This window comes from Anaerolineales bacterium (genome assembly GCA_016928575.1).
In the GTDB taxonomy this organism is placed as follows: Bacteria; Chloroflexota; Anaerolineae; order Anaerolineales; family RBG-16-64-43; genus JAFGKK01.
The window spans coordinates 1-20,976 of sequence record JAFGKK010000113.1 but is presented as its reverse complement, the minus strand read 5'-3'; the positions used below and the strand labels follow the sequence as shown (position 1 = coordinate 20,976).

Genomic DNA, 20,976 nt, shown 5'->3' with positions numbered 1-20,976 from the left:
GATCCCCCCTTCAATCCTCCCCCGTTAGCTGCAGTTCGCAGACGGGGGATCCCCCCTTCAATCCTCCCCCGTTAGCTGCAGTTCGCTAACGGGGGGTGCTCCCTCCCATCCTCCCCCGTTAGCCGTGGTTCGCTAACGGGGGAGGATAGAGGAGGGGGATCAGCCGCCGGCTTTCTTTTCCTCGTGCATCCGCCGGTGCCATTCCTCCACCGGGGGCGGCACGGACATGTCGTTCCAGAGCGGGTGAAACCGCCCGTGCGCGTACGAGCGCATCGGATGCGGGCCGAACAGCATCCGCAGTGGAAGGAAGACGAACAGGCACAGGAAGAACGGCGCCAGGCAGAGAAGACCGGGCAGGAATAAGAATCCCCGCGTCGGGCGGATAATCCGGACGGCTTCGGCCTCTTCGGCGCTGACGGCGATCGGGGAGGAAAGCTGTGCTTGGTTTGCTCCGGCCGTGTAGGCGGCATACGCCACGCCGGCGATGCCGACCAGCAGAAGAACGACCCCCGCAATGCGGAAAACCCATGCGTATTTCATCGAATGCTCCTTGCCAAAGGCGGTCGGATAGCGGCGTCCGCGGATCGGGACCGCTTGCTCGAAACGCGGACATCCCAACTATGCTTGAGGATTGTGGAGGAACGATGGAGGAAAGAGGGAAGGAATGCGCAGGCGGCGGCTGGGGGAAAAGGCATCGGCCGATGCTAGGCATTCCATTGTTGTGGAAAACCCGTCACAATGCCTTCTCGGCAATCTTGTTTTTGGTCGTCGCCCCGGCGCACCCGAAGCCGGGGTCCGGTGCTTTTCGAAGGCAAGATGGACGCCGGCCAAGTTCAAACCGGCATGCAGTCCTCACCCCCAACCCCTTCACCCTCTCCTGGCTTATGCCAGGAGAGGGTGAAGGGGTTGGGGGTGAGGATGGAAAAAGCATGGCGTCTCTTTATGGCAATCCGCGCTGAGCCGTCACGAAAAAATTAAATGTCAGGTTACCTTGGCTCTTTCCGTTACTTGCCCAGCCCCGCCCGGGCGGCGATCGCCGCCGCCGCCGAACGCGTGCTCACCCCCAGCTTCTGCAGGATGTGGTCAACGTGCTTCTTGACCGTGTTGGGCGTGATGATCAAGGTTTCCGCGATCTGGCGGTTGGTCTGGCCCTTCGCCAGCAGGGCGAGCACTTCCCGTTCCCGCTCGGTCAGTTCCGCAAGCGCGCCGTCCGCGGAAGACGCCGGCGCGGCCCCCGGGGCTTCGGGTTGTGCCTCCGAGGATTGGATCGCCTCGGCCACGGTCTGCCGGAACGCCTTGCGGTCGAAGGCTTCTTTCTCGACGAAGGCGAACACTCCGAATTCGTCGTAGGCGCGGTCGATGTCGTCCGGCGCCCCCAGCGCGCTGACCACGATCGTCGGCAGATTGCGCGCCGCCGCCACCCGCAGCAGCGCGAATCCGTCGCGATTCTCCTCCGGATCGGCCGAGGAAACCAAGTGCAGGTCGACCACCGCCGCCCGAAACTTCTGCCGCTGCAGCAGGCCGCGCGCCTCGCCGTAGGATACGGCGAACTGCAGTTCATACCCCGGCCCGCCGAGGACGTCGGCGTACGCGTCCCGCCAGCCGGGATCGTCTTCGACGATCAGAATTCGCGCCGCGCCGCCCGGGGGGGGGAAGGATTGTTCCGCCGCGGACCCGAGAAGGGCAAGCAGGTCCTCTCTGTGGAACGCGGATTTGTCGAGGATGCCGGCGACGGAAGGATGCGCCCGCGCGAAATCCGCGACCTCGTCCTCCGGGGCTCCGGAGAGCAGGATCACCGGGGAGGGGAATATTTTTTCCGCGAGCGCAAATCCGCCGCGGTTATGCGGATCCGCCGGAGAGAGCGAGACGTCGAGCACGGCCGCCTGGCAGGCGGGAAGCGCGGAAGGGGCGGCGGCAAAGACCGCCGTCGTATATCCGGCGTCCGTAAGGATATCGGCGACGATTTGCCGCCAGTGCGGATCGTCGTCGATAACCAAAATGGGTTGGGAATTCGCCATGGAGGATCCTTTTCCAGCGCAGGTATTATAAAGGAAAGTCGCACCGGGCCACCGCGCTTGAGGGGACCGGCGACGGCCGCCCTCTACCGGATCCCGCCGCCTCGCTCAGGCAACGGACTTGGAATGGGCGCGCGTGACGCCGGCCGGCTTCCGGGAATCCTTGCCGAGGTCGGGGATGACGGCTTCAAGCGTTCGCCGTCGATGGATCGTCCCCGGGGAGATCGCCCGAGGGCAGGCCCCCGGGGAGATCGCCCGAGGGCAGGCGGATGCGGAAGGCGCATCCCTCTCCGCCGCTATCCGAGAGGTCGATCTCCCCGCCCAGCCGCGTGATCAGCGTCTTCACCCACCACAGGCCGAATCCGAGTTTGCGCGGCGAACGCTTGGAGGAAAACGCCAGGTCGAAGATTTTTTCCCGCCGGTCCGGCGGGATGCCGGGTCCGTTGTCGGAGATGCAGATCTCCACCTGGCGGGGGGCGCCGCCCAACGGATCCGGAATCACCCGCCCCTCGATCCGGATCTCCGGAATCCGGCCGGTATCGGCGTTCATTCCTTCCAGCGCGTCGGCCGCGTTTTCCAACAGGTTGAAGAACACCAGCCGTAGCTGCTCTTCGCCGGCTAGCACCCGGGGCAGGGAATCCAGCCCCGCGGCCGAGACCCGGATTTCCGGCGGGAGTTTCAATCGCTCGATCGCTGTCCGGCAGCTGATCTCCGCCGAGGTCGGCTGCAGTTTCACGGGCCGCAGGTAGGCCATGGCGTCGCGCGCGGCGGCCATCGCCATCCGGGCGTTCTCCTCGATCTCGGAGAGCGCCGCGGCGAGGTACGCGTCGTCGCGGACCGCCGGCCGTTTTTCCAGCACGCCCTGAACGCGGACCGGGATGATTCCCACCAGGTTGTTCACCCGGTGCAGGAGGTTGGCGGCCACGTCGCCGAGCGCGGCGAAAGTCTCCGCCAGAGTCTGGCGCTCGCGGGCTTGGGCCAGCGCCTCGAGGGTTTCGGCTTCCTGAATCGCGATGGCGGTGTGGTTGGCCAGCCAGGTCAGCAGGCGCTGATCCCATTCGGAAAACGTCCGGGGTTCGGAGGTGTAGAGGGTCAGCGCGCCGCGCGGCGTGCCGTCGCGCATCAGCAGCGGAACGATCAGGCCGGAGACCCAGCCCATCCGGCGCGCCAGGTCGCGCCGCAGGAAGCGCGGATCCGCCCCGACGTCCGGGCTGGTCAGCGGCCGACGCCGGTGCAAGGAGCTCCCGATCATGCTCCCCGCCAGCGGCAGGGTCTCGCCCGGCGAGTGCCCGGCGGTGGCCGCGCGCACCGCCAGGGTCTCCGGATCCGCGGCGGAGAGGACCCACACCACGCCGTGCGGGGCGTGGATCAGGTCGCAGGCCTGCTGGATGATGAACCCGAGCAGTCTGTCCAGCGGCCATTGGATCATGCGGAGCGTGACTTCTTCCAGGGCCTCGAGGAGTCTCGCCTCCTGCAGGGCGATCACCGCCTGGGTGGCGAGCGCGTCCATCAACCGCTGGTCGTCCTCCGTGAACGCGCCCGGCCGGGGGCTTTCGAGGTTGATCACGCCCTCGAGCGCGCCGCCCGCGCCCAGCAGGGGCGTGGCCAGTTCCGAAAGCATCCGCCCTTTGGAATGCAGCGGCCGGTAGATGGCGCTCCAGGGGGCCTCTCTCAGGTCGTCGATCCGCACGGCTTCGCGGCGCCTGGCGACCCAACCGACCACGCTGTGGGCGTCGTCCACCGGCAGGTCGGGCTCGGCCGGATCGGAAGGCAGGTCGTCGCGCCCCGAAAGCGCGGCCAGGCGGAGGTTTCCGGAGCGCTTGTCGATCAGCCGGAAGGAGCCGTGCGAGGCGCGGGTCAGCTCGACCGCGGTGCGGAGGATTTCGCGCAGGGTTTCCGCGAGGCTGCGGCGCGAAGAGATCAGCCGTTCGGCGCCGTGCAGCCGCTCGAGTTCGTCCACCTTGCGCTGCAGGGCGCGGTTGACCGCCTCGAACCGGCGGGTGTTGCGGACCGCCGCCGCTGATTGGCCGGCCAAAAGGTCGAGGCAAAGCAGTTCGCTCGGCGTGAAGCGGCGGCCGGACCGCAGGCCGGCGTACAACGCGCCGGCGGGCTGCTCGGCCGCCAGGAGCGGGAAACAAGCCGTTGCCCGGATCCCGGCCTGGATCCGGCCCGGATGATCCGGGGGCGCGGATTCCTCGTAGGAAAGGATCCGCCTCCGGTTGCGGATCGCCCGCGCGCCCAACCCGTCGGGGCGCGGAAAATCCTCCGGCGGCGCCCCTTCGCCTCCGCCCGCGCCCATCCGCGGCAAGGGGTCGAACCTGGAGCGTTCCGGATCGTAGGCCCAAACCGACGCGGCCCCTTTGCCGCTCAGCTCCGGGTCGATCAGCCGGACGGCGGCCTCGGCGATCAGCCGCATCGCCTCGGAAACCGATTCCGCCCCCGAAAGCCGGTTGATCTTCTCCGCGGATTCGCGCAGGATGCCCAGCGCCGCAAGCAGGTAGGGTTCCGGAGGCGTGCTTTTTTCTTTCATGGGAGGATCCGTGGCCGTCGCCGCCGCGGCCCGCTGCGCCGCGGATGTCCTCTCATTCTATCAGGGTGCCGAAAAAGGGGGCGCGCTATGCAGTGAGCGCCGCTCAGCCGCCTCCCGCGATGGTGTTTTGGTTGGGTTGGGAGGAAAAGGCGTCAGGCGGATGGGTACGGGTTGGGGATTTCCACTTCCAAAACGACCCCGCCGGCCGGGTGTTCTCCGATTTTCATCGCGCCGCCGAGCAGCGCCACCCGTTCGCTGATTCCCAGCAGGCCGAAGTGTTTGCGGGCCGAAAGGCCGGCCAAATCCGGAACCTCCGACAGCCCCTGTCCGTCGTCGCACAAGCGGATCCGCAGGCCGGCCGTCGGAGTCCGCTGAAGGCAGAGTCTCACGTGTTTGGCCTGGGCGTGCTTGCAGATGTTGTTCAGCCCTTCCTGGACGATCCGGAACGCCGACAGCTCGATCGGCTCCGGCAGGCGCCCCAGGTCCGGATCCAAATCCAAATCCAGGTCGATGCCGTGGCGTTCGGACCAATCCCGGGCGAGCGAGTGAATTGCGGCGGGAAGGCCGAAGTTGTCGATGGTCGGAGGGCGCAGATCGCTGCAGAGCTGCCGCAAGTCGCTGACGGTCTGGCGGATGCCTTCGCGGATGGAGATCAGCTCCTCGGCCGGCGCGCCCGCATCCTTCCGGTTCTGGATCTCCTCCAGCCGGTAATTCAAGCTCAGCAGATCCTGAATCATCCGGTCGTGCAGGTCGCGGGCTAGGGATTTTCGTTCTTCTTCGCGTTCGGTCATCAGCCGCGTATGGGCCGCCCGCAAGGCGAGAGTCAGCTGCTCCGAGGCTCCGATTTGCGCCCGCAGGCGCTCGATCAGCTGGCGGTTGATGGAGCCTTGGGCCTCCAGGCTTTCGCGCAGGGCGGCTTGGGAGCGGGAGAGCTCCTCGGCCTGTTTCTGCGCCGCATGGTACCCCTCGATCGCCCAGATGACCGGCGTGACCTGTTCGTGCTGGCGGGAGCCGACGATCAACTCGACGATCTCGCGCGGGGTGGATTCGCCGGTCGGACGGACGGCGGCCTGCCGCCCTTGATGGAGGATCAGGATCCGGTCGGTGACCGCGAACAGGTGCTTGAGGTTGTCGCTGCTGATGATGACGGCTACGCCCTTGCCGGAGAGTTCCCGGATCTTGTTCAAGAGGATCTCCTGGCGGTGGAAACTCAAGGTGGCCAGCGTATCGTCGAGGAGCAGGAGCCGGAACGGGCGGCAAAAGGCGCGGGTGATGGCCACGACCTGCTTTTGTTCGTCGGAGAGGTCGACCGTCCGCTCGCGCAGCAGGCTCTTCGGGATGTCGAAGGCGGCCAACAATTCCTCCGCTTCGCGGTTCATCTTGGAAAAATCCGCCAGCAGGCGGAGTCTCCCCGGCCAGCCGGCTTCCCGGCCGAGGAAGATGTTGCGGGCGACGTTGATATTTCCGGCCAGCATGGGCTGCTGGGAAACGGCTTCGATTCCCAGCGCGTGGGCTTGGTGCGCCCCCCGAAAGCGCATCCGACTTCCGGCGTAGAAGATCTCGCCCTGGGAAGGCGGAATGGCGCCGCTGAGGATGTGAAACAGGGTGGATTTTCCGGCGCCGCGCTGGCCCACCACGCCCAGCACTTCCCCCGCCTGGAGCGCGAAAGTTACGTCGGAAAGCGCGGTCAGTTCCCCGAATTGCTTGGCTACCTCGACCGCCCGCAGCAACGGATCCGCCACGCCGCCTCCCGTACCCCTTGTATCATAAAATCCCTGTCCGGAGGCGGCGGCGCCGCCCCGCAAACGCCGCCGCTCCGTTCAGCGGCCCCGCCGCTTCCGGTACTGGTCGAGCATCAGGGTGACCACGATCACCAGGCCGATCGCCGCCGACTGCCAATAGGCGGGAAAGCCCAGCAGCACCAGCCCGTTGCGCAGCACCTGCATGATGGCCGCGCCCATCAGCGCGCCGAGGATGGAGCCTTCGCCGCCCGACGTGCTGGCGCCCCCGATGAACACCGCGGCGATCACGTCGAGTTCGTAGCCGTTGGCCGCGGTGGGAGAGGCTACCCCCAGGCGGGCGGTCATCACCACCCCGGCGATTCCGGCCAGCAGGCCGGAGAGGATGAACACCAGCAGCTGGAGGCGCCCGACGTTGATTCCCGAAAGCGCGGTGGCTTGTTCGTTCCCGCCCAGGGCGTAGATCCGGTAACCCCAAACCGTGCGCGAAAGGAAAAACCCCATGACCGCGGCCAGGACGATCATGTAGATGGCCGGCAGGGGGATGTTCAATCCGAACACCGGCAGATCGTACTGCCCCAGCATCCGAAAAGAATCCGGAAAATCGGTGATCGGCTGTCCGTTGGTCAGCCCGTAGCACAGCCCACGGCCGATGCTCAAGGTGCCCAGGGTGGCGATGAAGGCGGGCAGCCTGCCCTTGGTGACGATCAATCCGTTGACCGCGCCCACCAGCGCCCCGGTCAGGATCCCGGCCAGCAGGCCGACCGCCATCGGCTGGTCCGCGCGGTACGCGAATCCGGCCGCCAATCCCGCCAGCGCCATGGTGGATCCGACCGAAAGGTCGATCCCGGCGATGATGATCACCAAAATTTCGCCGAAGGCCGCGATGGCGATCCAGGAAAAGGCGCGCAGGACGTTGAAGATGTTGGTGCTGGTCAGAAAGGTCTTGGTCGCCAGGGACAGAAACAGGCACATCAGGGCCAGGATGAGGAACACACCGATTTCCTGTATCTTGAGAAACCGGAACCATTCCGATTGAAAGACCGTCCGACGGGGTTGGGTTGACGTGGTCATGATGATGGATTTTCCTTTTTTAAGATTGGCTCGTCCGACCGCAGCTTAACAAAGCCATGATTTTTTCCTCCGTGGCTTCGCTCCGTTTCAAGATGCCGGTTGCGCGTCCCTCGCGCATGGCGAGGATTCTATCGCTCATCGTCAACACCTCGGGCAACTCCGATGAGATCATGATGATCCCGACCCCCTGCCGGGCCAGGCCGTCCATGATCGCGTAGATTTCGGCTTTGGCGCCGACGTCGATGCCGCGCGTCGGCTCGTCCATGATCAGCACCTTGGGAGCCGTCGCCAGCCATTTGGCGAGCACCACCTTCTGCTGGTTGCCGCCCGAAAGGTTCACCACCCGCTGGAGGGGGCCGGGAGTCCGGATCCTCAGTTTGCGGATGAACTCCCCGACCAAGGACCGCACCTCGCCGGTGCGGACCACCCCGCAGCGGGAGAGCGAATCCAACCGGGGCAGGGCGATGTTGTTTTGGACCGAATGGATCAGGACCAAACCCTGTTGCTGGCGGTTCTCGGGCACCAACGCCAATCCGGCTTTGACGGCGGCGCTGGGGGAGGAAACCTTCACCGTGCGGCCGTCGATCCGGATCTCGCCGGCGTCGATCGGATCGGCGCCGAAAATCGCGCGAGCCAGCTCGGTCCGTCCGGCCCCGATCAATCCGGCGACGCCCAGGATTTCGCCCCGCCGCAGTACGAAGCTGACGTCCTGCAGTGCGCCCTTCTGCGAAAGGTTCCGCACTTCCAGGACCGCCTTCCGTCCATTGCGCTCCCCGTTGCGGGTGCGATGAACGGTTTTCCGGTCCAGGTCCCGTCCGACCATCATCGAAACGACCTTGCCGATCGTCGCCTCGCGGACCGGCATTCCTCCGACCCGTTTCCCGTCGCGCAGGACGACGATCCGGTTGGCGATCCGGAACACTTCTTCCAGCCGGTGGGTGATGAAGATCACGGCCAGGTTCTGGGCCTTCAAGGATCGGATGATCCGGAACAGAATCGCCACTTCCTCCTCCCCCAGGGCGGAGGTGGGCTCGTCCATGATGATGATCTTCGCGTCTTCCGAGAGGGCTTTGGCGATCTCCACCATTTGCTGCTCGGCCACCGAGAGGTTGCGCACGACCTCGTCGGGGGAAAAGCGGGCGCCCACCCGCCGCAGTAGTTCGGCGGTTTTGGCCCGCATCGTTCTCCGGTCGGCGACGTTGAAGGCCCCCAGCGGCCCCTTCCGGCGCAGTTCGCGGCCGAGGAAAATGTTCGTCCACACGGCTTGGTTCCGGGTCAGGTTGAACTCCTGGTAGATGATGGAAATTCCGAGGTCCCGGGCGTGCTGGGGGTTTTCGGGGTTGACCCCGGCGCCGTCTATGAGGATCCGGCCTTCGTCGGGCCGGTAGGCCCCCGAAAGGATTTTCATCAAAGTGGATTTTCCGGCTCCGTTTTCCCCGAGCAAGGCCACCACTTCCCCGCGGTAAGCCTCAAAATCCACTTTGTCCAGCGCCAGGACCCCGGGGAAGGCTTTCGACAATCCGCGGGTTTCCAAAAGCGGAACCGGTCCGGCTTGCACGTTCAATGCGATTCTCCTCATAATAAAAAACGAGGGGCGGGCGGGAACGCCCCGCCCCTCGTTTTCCGAAACGTCATTTCCAATCGGGAAGCGGCTTGGTGAAATCGTTGTTGTTCCAGGCTTCGATCATCGCGTCCACGTTCTTGGCCGTGACGATGTCCATCCCGGAATTGGTGAAGGCGTCGAACGTTTTGCCGCTGACGATCTTGTCGTAAATCATCTGCACGGTGTCGTATCCCCAGCCCCAGTATTTCTGGCCCACCAGGCCGTACACCAAACCCTGCTTGACGAATTCCAATTCCACCGGCAGGGTGTCGAACGATACGGTCTTGAGGGTGCCGGCCTTGGAGGCGGCTTCCCATTGGGGCATCGAGCCTTGGTTGGCCAGCAGCGGCCACAATCCGACGAAGAACCACCCGTTCAGGTCCGGGTACTTCTGCATGGTCTCTTCGACCACCTGCACCCCGGTGCTGATGTCGTCGTTGCAGGCCACGGTGGTAACGATCTCCAGGTTGCTGCCCGCGACCCCTTCCTTGAATCCGGTGATCCGCGCCTCCAGATTGGCGGCTCCCGGCACTCCGGTGAGGATGGCGACCTTGCCTCCTTCGGGCAGCGCCGCCATCAGGAGTTCGGCGGCCGCCTTGCCGCCTTCCACGTTGTCCACGCCGAGGTAGGTGAAGCGGTTGCTGTCGGGCGAGTCCGAATCCCAGGTCATGACCGGGATTCCGGCTTCGACCGCCTTGTTGATCGGCGCCACGCAGCCGGTCGGCTCGTTGCAGGAGATGCCGATCGCGTCGACGCCCTTCGAGATGACGTCCTCCACCACGCGGGCCTGCTCGGCGATGTCGGAATTAACCGAGGCGGTGTAGACGATTTCCACTTTGTACGGGCCTTGTTCGGTCAGCTCCTTGGCTTTGGTCTCCGCGCCGATCCTGCCGGTTTCGAAGACCGGGTTGCCAAGCGCCTTCGGGATCCAGGCGATGGCGATGGTGTTGTCGGCCAGGGGATCCTTCCCGCTGGGCTCCGCGGTCGGCTCGGGCAGGCTGGTTGTCTTTTCGGGAGCCTGGGTGGCCGGCGCTTTGGTGGGCGTGCTGCCGGCGCAGGCGGTGAGGATCAGGGCCAAAAGCACCGCAAGGCTGAGCAGCAGAATGATTTTCTTTGTTCGCATGACCTCTTCTCCTTTCAAGGGTTAAACGCAAAGGGAGGATTTAACCTTCGAGGTTTCTCGTATGCCGATGCCTCCTTTCCCATTGTATTGCCAAACGTTCCCAGCAATAAAAAATGACTCCAAGGGTTTTCGCGGACGGGTAATCCGCCGCCATTGTCATTCTACGGACGGCCCGGACTTGTACAATCGGACTTCGCCCCCGTTTCGCGTGCGGTTTCCCCCGGCCGCGCCCGGGGGAAAACCCTTAACCGGCCCCGGGGGCGGGTCCGCGGCCGCGTCCGGGCGGCGGTCAAAGATAATCGCCGTTCCTCAATCCCGTTGCGTGTGACGGCGCGGGGAGGGAAGAGACTCCACTGTGGTGGCGAAAAGAAAACCATGGGAAAAGGTCCAGGGAAAAGCGACCCGGGAACGATCCTGCGTCTCGTTCATCCAAGGGCGATGGCTGCAATACCGCACCGTCGATCCTCCAATCCCCCCGGGGATCACGGCGCCGCCGGTGCGGTTTGTAATCCCCCGCGCCGCGCCGCGGAATGGAGGCGGGCGGACGTTGGAGGATTATGCAGAGAGAAGGGAGGATTGCCCGATACCGCCAGCGGTGATTCGGCATGCTTGGCAAGTTTCGCGGGCGTGGGATCGCGCTCCGCCGCTGCGTTTATGGCATAATCATTTCATGGACTCCCGCCGCATTCTGCTCGCCGACGATCACGCCATTGTCCGCGCCGGAATCCGCAACGCCCTCACCAATCTGCCGAACATCGAGATCGTCGGGGAGGCGGGGAACGGCAAGGAGCTGGCCGAGGCGCTGGCCGCCCTGCGGCCGGATCTGCTGGTGCTCGACGTCCATATGCCCGAGTTCGATCCGTTGCCGGCGATCCGGCGGATCAAAACGGAATACCCGGGGTTGAAGATCCTGGTGGTCAGCGCCTACAACGACGAAGCCTACGTCGTCGGTACGCTCAGCGCGGGAGTGGACGGATACCACATCAAGGACCAGCCGCTTTCGGATCTGCAGCTGGCCGTCCGGCGCGTGCTGTCCGGGGAGCGGTGGATTTCCAGCAGCCTGATCGGCCGCCTGGTGGATCACCGAAAAACCGCCCGGGCGGGCGCCGTCCAGCGGCTGACCTCGCGCCAGCGGGAGCTGCTGCGGATGCTTGCGCAGGGATGCGACAACCGCAAAATCGCCCAGGCGATGGAGATCAGCGTCAAGACGGTGGAAAACCACCTCACGGCCCTGTACCGGGCGCTGAAGGTGGAGAGCCGGTTGGAGGCGCTTAATTACGCCATCCGCCATCCCGAGATCCTGGGGGCCGTCGCCGGCGAGGTCGCCGTCGAAAATCGACCCCCGCAAGCCAGTCTGGCCGTCTTATTGGTCGACGACAATCCGCGGTACCGCAAGCAGCTTGGCCGGATCATTGGAAAAGAGCGCCCGGCTGCGGTGCTGTATGAAGCCGAGGACGCCTACGAGGCGCTCAACCTGGCGCAGAAGGTCCATCCCCATCTGGCTCTGGTGGACGTATTGTTGAAGGACGAAAACGGAATTCAATGCGCGCGCCGGCTGAAACAGACGTCCCCAAGCACGCGGATCGTGCTGATCAGCGCCTATCCGGACCGCGAGTTCCGCCGGGTGTGGTCGGAATCCGGCGCCGTCGCCTTCCTGGATAAGAAGGACCTCGACTCGGCGGCGGTGAAGCAGGTGCTGGAGGACGTGTTGGGGCTGCAGTAGTAGTAGAAAGGGATGACGTTCCGGCTGGAGTCGCGCGTCCATGGGAAGTGATCGTCATTCCCGCCGGAAGCGAGCGTCCATGCGGCGTGATCGTCATTCCCGCGCGTATGGAGCGGGAATCCAGGAGCCGTGGGAGTGCTTCCGTGAGTGTCTACCCTGGATCCCCGCTTAAACCACGCGGGGATGACGATCTTAATCCTGCAATCGTCTGTCATTCTCGAGCGTTCTTAGCGGGCATGACAATCGGAGTCTACACGCTGTCCCTTCCCGGCGCATAGACGCGGATCGCGGCTTCGCCGTTGACCGGGCATTTGTATTCGCAGTTCCCGCAGCCGATGCAGAGCGTGCGGTCCACCACCGGCGCGCCGCCGGCGAACTCCGAATAATCCACGCGGATCGCCTTTTCCGGCAGCGGGCACATCTCCTCGCACACCAGGCATTCCTCGTGGTCGGACCAGGCGATGCAGCGGTCCCGATCGACGTAAGCGGCGCCCATCACCCGGCTCTGCTTCTCCTTGAGCGGCAGATTCGGAATCGCCCCGACCGGGCAGACCTGCCCGCAGGCGTTGCAGGAATACAGGCAGTAGCCGGCGCGGGCGAGCAGCACCGGAGTCCAGAAGCCCTCCACGCCGGCTTCGGCGACGGAGGGATGCAGTGCGCCGGTCGGGCAGATTCGGACGCATTCCCCGCAGCGGATGCATTTGGCGAGCAGGTCGTTTTCCGCGGCCCCCGGCGGGCGGATCAAGTGCGGTAAATCCCGCCGCACGTATTGATCGGTCTTCAACAGGGCGACCCCGCCGATCGCGGCGCCGACCGCCGCGAAGAACTGCCGCCTTCCCGGATCGTAGGCGTTCCGCGGCGCGGGCCCGGTGTGCGCCGGGAAGGATTGCCCGGCGCGCGGGCAGAGCGCGACGCACTCAAGGCATACCGTGCACTCGGCCGGATCGCTGGCCCCGTCCCGCTCCGGATCGATCGTCCCGGTCGGGCAGATTTTGGCGCAGGCGCCGCAGTTCGTGCAGGCCGACGGATCCGTTTTGCGGCGGAAGATTGCGATTTTGGACACCAGCCCGAGCAGGGAGCCGAGCGGGCAAAGATAGCGGCACCAGAAACGTGGCGCGATCCAATTAAGCGCGATGATCCCGACCAGCAAACCCGCGGTCAGCAGTCCGCCGGCGGTGAACGCCGGATCGGCTGGCAGGAGCGCCGGGCGCAGAATCGTATCCAGCGACGAGACCGGCCCGCGCAGCGCGGGGATTGCGTATAGGGCGGTTTCCGCGGCGAGGACGACCCGGTCGAAGGCCGGATAGACCGCCCCGGTCAACGAGCGGATCATGATCGTCACCGGATCGAGGAACATCAACCACAGGCTTCCCAGCAGCGCGGAACAGAGGATCGCGATCAGGAGGAAATGCTTGACGGCGCGCAGGGAATCCGGAATCGACGGCTGTTGGTTTTTCCAGCGGCGGGGATGGAACAGATCGAGCGTGGTTCCCAGCGGGCAAAGCCATCCGCACCAAGCTCTGCCGGCCGCCGCCGTCAGGGCGAGGGTGATCAGGGCGAGTCCGGCGCCGGCGAAAAGGGTTTTCGACGAGAGCAGGGCGGCGGCCATCGCCAGCGGATCCAGCCGCAGGAACAGGCCGGCGGCCTCCGGCGGCACTCCCCCGCGGACGGTTCGAAGGAACAAGTAAAGGAAGAGGCCCAGCGCCAAAGCCTGGACCGCGCCGCGCACCGTCCGCCAATATCGAGGTTTCCAAAGCGGAAGCCGGCGCGGTTTATCCGCCAACGGGAATCTCCTCGATGTCCAGGTCCGCCAGGTCGCTGCGGCCGAGGCCGCGTTCCGCGCCGTATTTTACGCACGGCAGGCGCTCCGGATCCTCCCAGCCGAAGAGCGTCGCCGCATAGGCGTCGGCCGCGACCGGGTCGTGCGTGGCGACGACGGCATCCAGCTTTTCCACGTCGGCCGGATTCCCGCCGGTGGGGCCGTTGGCCCGCAGGATGCGCACCGCGTCGACGATCGTCAGCGTCGGCAGAAGGAACTGGTTCAGGTCGACCAGCTTCCGGTTAAGCGAAGCGTGCATCTCCGGCCGGTCGCGGACAAGGCCCAGGCTGTTCTTCATCCCGACCGTGAGCTGGGCCAGGCTGTGGTGTTTGAGGATCGGCACGTTGATCAGCGCGTCGGCGTTCAGCGCCCCGTCGTAGACGCGGGTCTGCTTCAGCGTTTCGCCGGCGGGAAGGCCGACGGAAACGAACTTCATCTCCGCCGGGTAATCGATTTCGGCGCCGGCGGCCTGCGCCGCCTCGGCGATTCCGCTCGAAGCCATAGCCTCCTCGGCCGAGCCGCTGAAGGGGTTGTCGTAGACGCGCACCGAGCCCGCGCCCGCTTCGCGGCACAGCTTGACCACCGCCGCCACGACCCACGGATTGGTGGTGGCGGCGTATTCATAGGAACGGCCGGCGGCGCAGACGTTGGGCTTGACGAGCACGTTTGCGCCCCGGCGGACGAAGCGCTCCATCCCGCCGACCGCCGCCACCGCCCGGCGCACCAGCGCCTCCGGATCGTCCCCTCCCCGGGCGACGGCCAGGTAGGTTTCTCCCGGTCCGGGCGTGGGAGGAGGCCGGCGGGTTATGGCGTAGGGCGCCGCGGATCCGCCGCAGGCGGCCAGCAGCGGCGCGCCGGCCGCCGCGCCTGCGGCGACCGCCGACATCCGAAGAAATTCCCGTCGCGTGACTTTCATCGATGCGCTCCTATTTCACAATCAAGTTAATTTTACTCCGCTTTTCAAGCGCGGAAGAAATTAATCCATTGCCCTAAGGCAGCCATCCGGAGTCGAGACTCCAAATTCCCGCGCGAATAGCCGGTGAAGACGGCGGATGGGGAGGAAAAAAACGAAGAGCGGGAACGAACCGCGAGGCATCGAGGATCGGCAAATCGATCGGAAAATCCCTTGCCGCAATTTGTCATTTTGGGAGGATATGCTATAGTCGCACGCGGATTATCCATCTGACGATCGCCCCGCTTCCCACTTTAAGTGGAAAAGGAGAAACCACCATAGCCGCGCTTGCCCAAAAACCGGGAGAAGGCGAACAACCATCCGGGCAACATTATTCTCACGATGCCAAGTGGCGCCTGCTGGCGGAGATTCCCTGGCTGGCATTTACGACGATCCTGGCGGTGATTATGTTGATCAGGCTCGTCCTGGCCTCGCACGGGACTTTCAAATTGGACCGGTTGTTTGCTGAAGTTATGCCGATCACGGTGATGATGGGCTTTCTGCTCATCCCCATGGTGATCCTTGTCGCCTCCGGCGACGCCGATCTTTCGTTCGGGTTTTTGGCCGGGCTGGTTGGGTTGGTCATAACCGCTCTCAGCCCGAAACTCGGGGTCGGCGCCGCCGTCTTCGTCGGCCTTGTGTCCGCCCTGGCGGTGGGGGCGGTCAACGGATTGCTGGTCGGATGGATCCGGTTGAAGGGAATCGTCGTGACGTTCGCGACGAGTTTCCTCCTGTACGGGTTGATCCTGGTGATCAGCGGAGGGAAAACGACGGTGGCGCCGGGCGGGTTGGGTCATTCCTTGGCCCGCTCTCCGCTCTTTGCGCTCCTGTGGCTGTTGCTGTTGATCGCCTTCGCCGTTCTTCTGAAATTCACGCCGTTGGGGCGAAGCCCCGAACGGGGCGGTCCGGCGCACGAGTCCCTCGGTGCGAGATTGCTCTACCGCGGGCTGCCCTTTGTGCTGTCCGGCGCGATGGCGTGGATTGCGGGCATCCTGATGGTGAGCTGGACCGGCTATGCGACCTTCGCCATGGGGATGAACTATGCGGAGGTGATTTTCTTGGCGACCCTCTTGGGCGGAACGGCTTACGGCGCCGGAACGGGGTTTCTGCTGAGCGGCGCGATTGGCCTGGCCGCGGTCGTGTTGTTCCAGCACGGAAGCCAGATGGCCGGCGTTCCCACGGCGGATCAGATCGTCGTGGAAGGCGTCGTTCTGCTGGTCATGCTGCCCGTCGCGCACATCTACCATACCGGTGTGGAACGCCTATTCCGCCGTCTACGAAATCGGTAGGCCGTCCTGGACGCCGTCACCCGACGCTGATCTCTTCAATGGCGAGATTCTCCAAGTCGCTGCGCCCCAACCCGTTCTCGGCGCCGATCCGCACGTAGCCCAGCCGGTTCGGGTCGGAATAGACGGCGTAATAGGCGTTGAAGATCCGGCTGGCGGCGTAGGCGTCGGCGGCGACGATATCGGCCGAGGCGATGACCGTGTTCAGCACCCGCACGTTGGCGCGGCTGCCGATCGGGCCGCCGGAGGTGAGAATCCGCACCGCGTCGATCACGGTCAGCTCCGGGCGGACGAAATCCGCCAGGTCCGCGATCCGCGCCTGCAGGTCGTTGTGGATCGCGCCCCGGTCCTGGACCACGCCCATCAAGTTTTTCATCCCCAGGGTCAGGCCGGCCCCGCTGTGGTGCTTGGCGATCGGCACGTTGATCACCACATCGGCGTCGATCACCTCGCCGTAGAAGGCCGCCGTGCGCAGGCTGCGTCCGGAGGGAAGCGCGGCCTTGCAGAATTTCCCCGCCTCGAGGGTTTCCAATTCTCCGCCGGCCGCCAGCACCTGTTCCGCGATCCCGCTGACGGTATAGTTTTGCGGGGTGTAGCCGTTGAACGGGAAATCGAACACCAGCACCCGGCCGGCGCCGGCCTCGAAGCACATCTTCACCAGCGCGCCGACCGTCCACGGATTGGTCGTGGCGGCGTCCAGATAGGAATGATTTGAGGTGCAGACGTTGGGTTTGATCAGCACGTTGGCGCCGGAGGGGACGAACTTTGCCATCCCGCCCAGCGCGCCGATTGCGGCGCGCACCAGCGCTTCCGGATCGTCCCCGCCGCGGGCGACGGCCAGGTAGGCCGCTTGCGGAGCGGCTGTGGGCGTACCGGTGGCGGATGGCGTCGGCTCGGGAGTGGCGGACGGCGCGGCCGCGTCGGTCGGTCCAACCGCCTTGCCGATCGAACTCAGATCCAGGATCGGCGGCAACGGTTTGAAGGGCGTGCTGGAAGGCGTGGGCGGAATCTCCACCGGCCGGATGCCGCAGGCGCTGAGCAGCTGCGCGAAAGCCGCGACGGCGGCGCTTTTGGAAATCAGGGCGAGGAAATCCCTGCGGGTTATTTTTTTCATCGGCAATCCTTGCTATGGTTCCATCGGAGGTTCGAACGATCCCATCCCCGGGATTTTTACGGAGGCTCTCGCATGGGGGATTCGGATCGCCCATCCGGATTACTGGGAAAACCCGCCGACTCTTTTGTTAATTCTCCACCCTCAAGACTTCATTTTCCATGGGAATACCTTCCTAGTACGAAGCGGATAATGGAGGAGGATATCCGCATTGGGAGCAGGCGTATTTCAATGCGATGTTATGCATTCTTGAGGAAAAACCTTTTTTGTATCTACCCAGCTGGTGATTGTCATGCCGGCGCCCGCCCTCGGCGTGTTCGTGGTCGGGGGTGAACTTAGCCGGGATCCAGAAAATCTTCGATAAACACTGGACCCCGGCTGCGATCACGCCGGGGTGACGTAACGCGGCCGTGGACCCCGGCTGCGATCACGCCGGGGTGACGTAACCCGGCCGTGGACCCCGGCTGCCTGAACGCCTTTTTTCTGTGGGAGGCGGGAGGGGTCATTCCACCAGCGTTCTCAGCCGCTCGGCCGCGGATTCGGCCGTGATATCCCGTTGCGGCTGGGCCAGCATCTCGTACCCGACCATAAATTTCCGCACGGCCGCGGAGCGCAGCAGCGGCGGATAGAAGTGCGCGTGGAAATGCCACTCCGGATGGGCTTCGCCGTCGGTCGGCCGCTGGTGGAAGCCCATGCTGTACGGAAACGGGGCGTCGAATACCCGGTCGTAGGCGCGGATCAGGCGCGGCAGTATCTCGGCCAGGTCGCCGCGCTCCTGGGCGGTCAGATCCGGCAGCGCCCCCCGGTGCGCCCGCGGCAGGACCATGGTCTCATAAGGCCATACCGCCCAAAACGGGACCAGCGCGAGGAACGAGTCGTTGCGCCACACGATCCGTTGCCCCTCGGCCTCCTCGAGCGCGAGGTAGTCGCACAGCAGGCAGGTTCCGCGTTCGCGCCGGTGGCGGGATTGGCGTTCGCTCTCCTTTGCCGGCTCGTTGGGGATCCGCTCCTCGGCCCAGATCTGGCCGTGCGGGTGCGGATTGCTGGCGCCCATCATCTCCCCGTTGTTTTCGAAGATCTGTACGTGCCGGATCCACGGCAAAGCCCCGAGCTCGGCGTATTGCTCCGTCCAAGCCTCCACCACCCGGCGGACGGAATCGGCAGGCATCGAGCCGAGGGTCAGGTCGTGCCGCGGCGAATAGCACAGAACCCGGCACACGCCGCGCTCGGCTTCCGCCGCCAGCAGACCCCCGCCGCCCGCGGGCTGTGGGTTCTTCGTCGGGAGCAGGGCCGCGAAATCATTATCGAACACGAACGTGCCGTCATACTCCGGGTTGCGCGCGCCGCCCGCCCGCGCGTTTCCGGGGCAGAGGTAGCAGGCGGGGTCATACGCGGGGCGGACGGAACCCGGGACGGATTCGATCCTGCCCTGCCAGGGGCGCCGGGTGCGATGGGGGGAGACCAACACGTATTCTCCCGTGAGAAGGTTCAGCCTGCGGTGGGGTTGTTCGAAAAGGAGGCTCATGGTCGTTGGCTCACCGGCAGATGAGAACCGGCAGACGGGTTTGGCGCAGGACGGCGTCGACCTGACTGCCGAGGACGGCCTCCACAACCGGAGAACGGCCGTATCCGCCGAGGATCAAGAGCTGGCTTTTCGAAGATTCCGCGGCGCGCAGGATCGCGTCGGAGACGGGACCGCCGCCGATCGACAGTTCCGCCTTCACCCCGCGGGTGTGCAGGTACTCGTCCGCTTCCTCGAGCACGTCCTCGGCGTCCACGCCGGACTCTTCCACCGAGAGGACCGTAAGCGGGATGTTCCAGCGCGCGGCCAGGTAGGCGGAGACAAACAGGGCTTCCTTGGCTTTGGTCCCGCCGTCGTACGCCAGGAGCGCCCGCGCAAGCTCCGTCGGGGCGCCGGGCACCGCCAGAATCGGCCGGGCGCATCTCCGGATCAGCCCGCGGAATCCCGAACTTAGGCGGAGGAACGGCTCCTCGGCGGGCGGGTGGGTGAGGGCCAGAAGGACGAGGTCCGCCAGCAGGGCTCGTTCGCAGACGGCAGGGGTGACTTCGCCGGCCTCCACCGTCAGGCCGCCTTCAATTCCGGCATGTTCGCAGCGGCGGGCAAACTCGGCGCGCAGGGCTTGCACCGGCTCCGCATCGGCGGAAACCCCGCCGCGCAGGATGTGCAATCCGTGGATCCGCGAATTCTCGCGCCGGGCGAAGAGCAGCGCCTGATCCAGCGCCTCCCAACCGGGCTCTTCGCCGCTGATCGGCACGAGGATCTGTTCGAACAGGCGCGTCGAATCCCGGTCCGCTTTCGCTTCGCGCCACGCGCCGGTGGGCGGGCCGCTTTCCAGCGCTTCCGGCAGGACGGCCCCGACCAGATTCTTGCCGATCCGCGACGCCACCCGCCCGGCCCGCGTTCCGTACTTCTCCGCCAGGTCCTCGGCGGCGGATTCGGGCGAGATGAAATTGCCCCATCCCTGCTGGAGTTCGGTGCGGTGCTTCGAAACCCACAGGTACAAATCCGCTTCCGTCCGTCCGGGGAATTCCCGTAAAATGTTCCGCTCCCGGATCGCTTCGACCATCGGCAGATAGATATGGCCGTACCAATGGGCGGCGGCTTCCGGGATCGAGACGTCCCGCTTCTGCTCGAGGCCCATGAAATAGCGGTGGACGCGGACATGTTCCAGCAGGTCGTCGTAGCCGCCCAATTCGGTCAACTCCAAATCGGCGCCGGGCCGCTTCTTCCGAAGCCGGGTTTCTTCCAGGAAGGCGGCAAACTCCTCCTTGCGGATCAGATCGTTCGGATTGGCGTCGGGAGAGAGCGGGATCGGCGTGGAGATTTCGTTGACGTACGCTTCGATCGTCGACGCCCCCAGTTGCCGGGCGACCGAAACCCGGTGGTGCCCGTCTTGGACGAAATAAGCGTCGCCGAGCTTGATCACTTCGATCGGCGGCAATCCGCCGCCCGCCGGGTCGGTGACTAGGGCCATGACCCGGGCCCAGCGTTCCTCGTCGTTTGGGTTTTTCGGAAGGAAGGTGCGGGAAAAATCGGTATAGCGTCCGACGCTGCCCACGATGGCATCGAGCGGGATGTTGCGCACGCCGCGGCTTACGCCGGAGCCGATCGCATGCAGTTTGTCGCGGACCTCCTCGAAGGAAAGCAAATCAGCCGATTTCCCCGTAAATCGGCTGAGGACCTCCTGCAAGGCGGCTTGCTGGCGCGCGCGCCGGAAATCCTCGCGGGCTAGCGAGAACCCGTAATCGATTGCCTGGGTATCCGGTGGCATGGTTGAATTCCCGTGTTGGAAATTATCCCATAGCGCTTCGGTTTTTTCCATCAGCCGGACACCCACTATTTATATTGGTTTTTTCCACAAAGTCCGTACAAATTGGAGTACAAGGCGTGTGAGTATGTCCTTTTCGGTCCTTCGCGGCCGGGCATTATCCTGTCTTCCAGGGTTGAATTTCTATCCCGCAAAGAACACAGCGGACCCAAAGGGTTAAGACGTGTAGAAATAATTATGATCTCTGTGTCCTTTGGGGTTGAAAAATAACCCGGCTCCGAAGGTTGAGTTGTCGTGCCACCAAGAACACAAAGGGCGCAAAGGGGTAGGATGTTTGGGGGAAAATATGTGATCTCTGTGTCCTTTGTGGCTGAAAAAACCCGGCTACGAAGGTTGAGTTGTCATGCCACCAAGAACACAAAGGGCGAAAAGGGGTAGGATGTTTGGGGGAAAATATGTGATCTCTGTGTCCTTTGTGGCTGAAAAAACCCGGCTCCGAAGGTTGAGTTGTCATGCCACAAAGAACACAAAGGGCACAAAGGGGTAGGACAAACCCGGCTCTGAAGGTTGAGTTGTCATGCCACAAAGAACACAAAGGGCATAAAGGGGTAGGACATGTAGAAATAATGTATCTGCTCAGCATGATGCAAGGATTGAAATAATATTCGAAAAACCATCCAATTATTCCCCCTCATCCCATCCTTCTCCCAG

Annotated in this window: 14 protein-coding genes; 2 read left to right on the top strand and 12 right to left on the bottom strand. The window is 64.5% G+C overall.

Annotated elements, in window-relative coordinates:
- Window positions 1–159: 159 nt before the first annotated feature.
- The 7 genes from JW929_13855 to JW929_13825 form a co-directional block, all read right to left on the bottom strand.
- Window positions 160–540, bottom strand: coding sequence for a hypothetical protein (locus tag JW929_13855; protein ID MBN1440489.1), 381 nt, complete (start codon window positions 538–540; stop codon window positions 160–162).
- A gap of 464 nt (window positions 541–1,004) precedes the next feature.
- The gene (locus tag JW929_13850; protein ID MBN1440488.1) at window positions 1,005–2,018 is read right to left on the bottom strand and encodes a response regulator; all 1,014 of its coding nucleotides are present in this window, start codon (window positions 2,016–2,018) and stop codon (window positions 1,005–1,007) included.
- A 184-nt stretch (window positions 2,019–2,202) separates the two neighbouring features.
- Window positions 2,203–4,545, bottom strand: coding sequence for a GAF domain-containing protein (locus JW929_13845; GenBank protein ID MBN1440487.1), 2,343 nt, complete (start codon window positions 4,543–4,545; stop codon window positions 2,203–2,205).
- Window positions 4,546–4,697: 152 nt separating this feature from the next.
- Window positions 4,698–6,287, bottom strand: coding sequence for an ATP-binding cassette domain-containing protein (locus JW929_13840; GenBank protein ID MBN1440486.1), 1,590 nt, complete (start codon window positions 6,285–6,287; stop codon window positions 4,698–4,700).
- 78 nt (window positions 6,288–6,365) lie between these two features.
- Window positions 6,366–7,196, bottom strand: coding sequence for an ABC transporter permease (locus JW929_13835; protein MBN1440485.1), 831 nt, complete (start codon window positions 7,194–7,196; stop codon window positions 6,366–6,368).
- A gap of 181 nt (window positions 7,197–7,377) precedes the next feature.
- On the bottom strand, window positions 7,378–8,937 hold the full coding sequence (locus JW929_13830) for a sugar ABC transporter ATP-binding protein (GenBank protein MBN1440484.1): 1,560 nt from the start codon (window positions 8,935–8,937) through the stop codon (window positions 7,378–7,380).
- A gap of 52 nt (window positions 8,938–8,989) precedes the next feature.
- Window positions 8,990–10,084 carry a sugar-binding protein gene (locus tag JW929_13825; protein MBN1440483.1) on the bottom strand — a complete coding sequence of 365 codons (1,095 nt, stop codon included), beginning with the start codon at window positions 10,082–10,084 and terminating at the stop codon, window positions 8,990–8,992.
- Window positions 10,085–10,754: 670 nt separating this feature from the next.
- On the opposite strand from JW929_13825, the gene JW929_13820 reads away from it, so the two are divergent.
- Entirely contained in the window at window positions 10,755–11,807 is a 1,053-nt protein-coding gene (locus JW929_13820; protein MBN1440482.1) for a response regulator, read from the top strand.
- Window positions 11,808–12,057: 250 nt separating this feature from the next.
- On the opposite strand, the gene JW929_13815 is transcribed toward JW929_13820, so the two are convergent.
- Both JW929_13815 and JW929_13810 read right to left on the bottom strand, forming a co-directional pair.
- Window positions 12,058–13,590 (bottom strand): 4Fe-4S binding protein, encoded by a 1,533-nt coding sequence (locus tag JW929_13815; protein ID MBN1440481.1) that lies wholly within the window; start codon window positions 13,588–13,590, stop codon window positions 12,058–12,060.
- A complete protein-coding gene (locus JW929_13810; GenBank protein MBN1440480.1) occupies window positions 13,580–14,542 on the bottom strand; it encodes a DUF362 domain-containing protein in 963 nt (320 codons plus the stop codon). Before JW929_13810 ends, JW929_13815 begins: the two co-directional genes overlap by 11 nt.
- A gap of 443 nt (window positions 14,543–14,985) precedes the next feature.
- On the opposite strand from JW929_13810, the gene JW929_13805 reads away from it, so the two are divergent.
- Window positions 14,986–15,867 (top strand): hypothetical protein, encoded by an 882-nt coding sequence (locus JW929_13805; GenBank protein MBN1440479.1) that lies wholly within the window; start codon window positions 14,986–14,988, stop codon window positions 15,865–15,867.
- Between the two features lie 16 nt (window positions 15,868–15,883).
- Here JW929_13805 and JW929_13800 read toward each other — a convergent pair whose 3' ends face one another.
- The 3 genes from JW929_13800 to JW929_13790 form a co-directional block, all read right to left on the bottom strand.
- A complete protein-coding gene (locus JW929_13800) occupies window positions 15,884–16,978 on the bottom strand; it encodes a DUF362 domain-containing protein (GenBank protein ID MBN1440478.1) in 1,095 nt (364 codons plus the stop codon).
- A 499-nt stretch (window positions 16,979–17,477) separates the two neighbouring features.
- Entirely contained in the window at window positions 17,478–18,500 is a 1,023-nt protein-coding gene (locus JW929_13795) for a UDP-glucose--hexose-1-phosphate uridylyltransferase (GenBank protein MBN1440477.1), read from the bottom strand.
- A 10-nt stretch (window positions 18,501–18,510) separates the two neighbouring features.
- Window positions 18,511–20,268, bottom strand: a complete 1,758-nt coding sequence (locus tag JW929_13790; GenBank protein MBN1440476.1) for a universal stress protein — start codon at window positions 20,266–20,268, stop codon at window positions 18,511–18,513.
- Window positions 20,269–20,976 lie beyond the last annotated feature (708 nt).

Coding starts and splice junctions, on each gene's coding strand:
- JW929_13855 (MBN1440489.1), bottom strand. CDS start 540: ATGAAATACGCATGGGTTTTCCGCATTGCGGGGGTCGTTCTTCTGCTG.
- JW929_13850 (MBN1440488.1), bottom strand. CDS start 2,018: ATGGCGAATTCCCAACCCATTTTGGTTATCGACGACGATCCGCACTGG.
- JW929_13845 (MBN1440487.1), bottom strand. CDS start 4,545: ATGAAAGAAAAAAGCACGCCTCCGGAACCCTACCTGCTTGCGGCGCTG.
- JW929_13830 (MBN1440484.1), bottom strand. CDS start 8,937: ATGAGGAGAATCGCATTGAACGTGCAAGCCGGACCGGTTCCGCTTTTG.
- JW929_13825 (MBN1440483.1), bottom strand. CDS start 10,084: ATGCGAACAAAGAAAATCATTCTGCTGCTCAGCCTTGCGGTGCTTTTG.
- JW929_13820 (MBN1440482.1), top strand. CDS start 10,755: ATGGACTCCCGCCGCATTCTGCTCGCCGACGATCACGCCATTGTCCGC.
- JW929_13810 (MBN1440480.1), bottom strand. CDS start 14,542: ATGAAAGTCACGCGACGGGAATTTCTTCGGATGTCGGCGGTCGCCGCA.
- JW929_13805 (MBN1440479.1), top strand. CDS start 14,986: ATGTTGATCAGGCTCGTCCTGGCCTCGCACGGGACTTTCAAATTGGAC.
- JW929_13800 (MBN1440478.1), bottom strand. CDS start 16,978: ATGAAAAAAATAACCCGCAGGGATTTCCTCGCCCTGATTTCCAAAAGC.
- JW929_13795 (MBN1440477.1), bottom strand. CDS start 18,500: ATGAGCCTCCTTTTCGAACAACCCCACCGCAGGCTGAACCTTCTCACG.
- JW929_13790 (MBN1440476.1), bottom strand. CDS start 20,268: ATGCCACCGGATACCCAGGCAATCGATTACGGGTTCTCGCTAGCCCGC.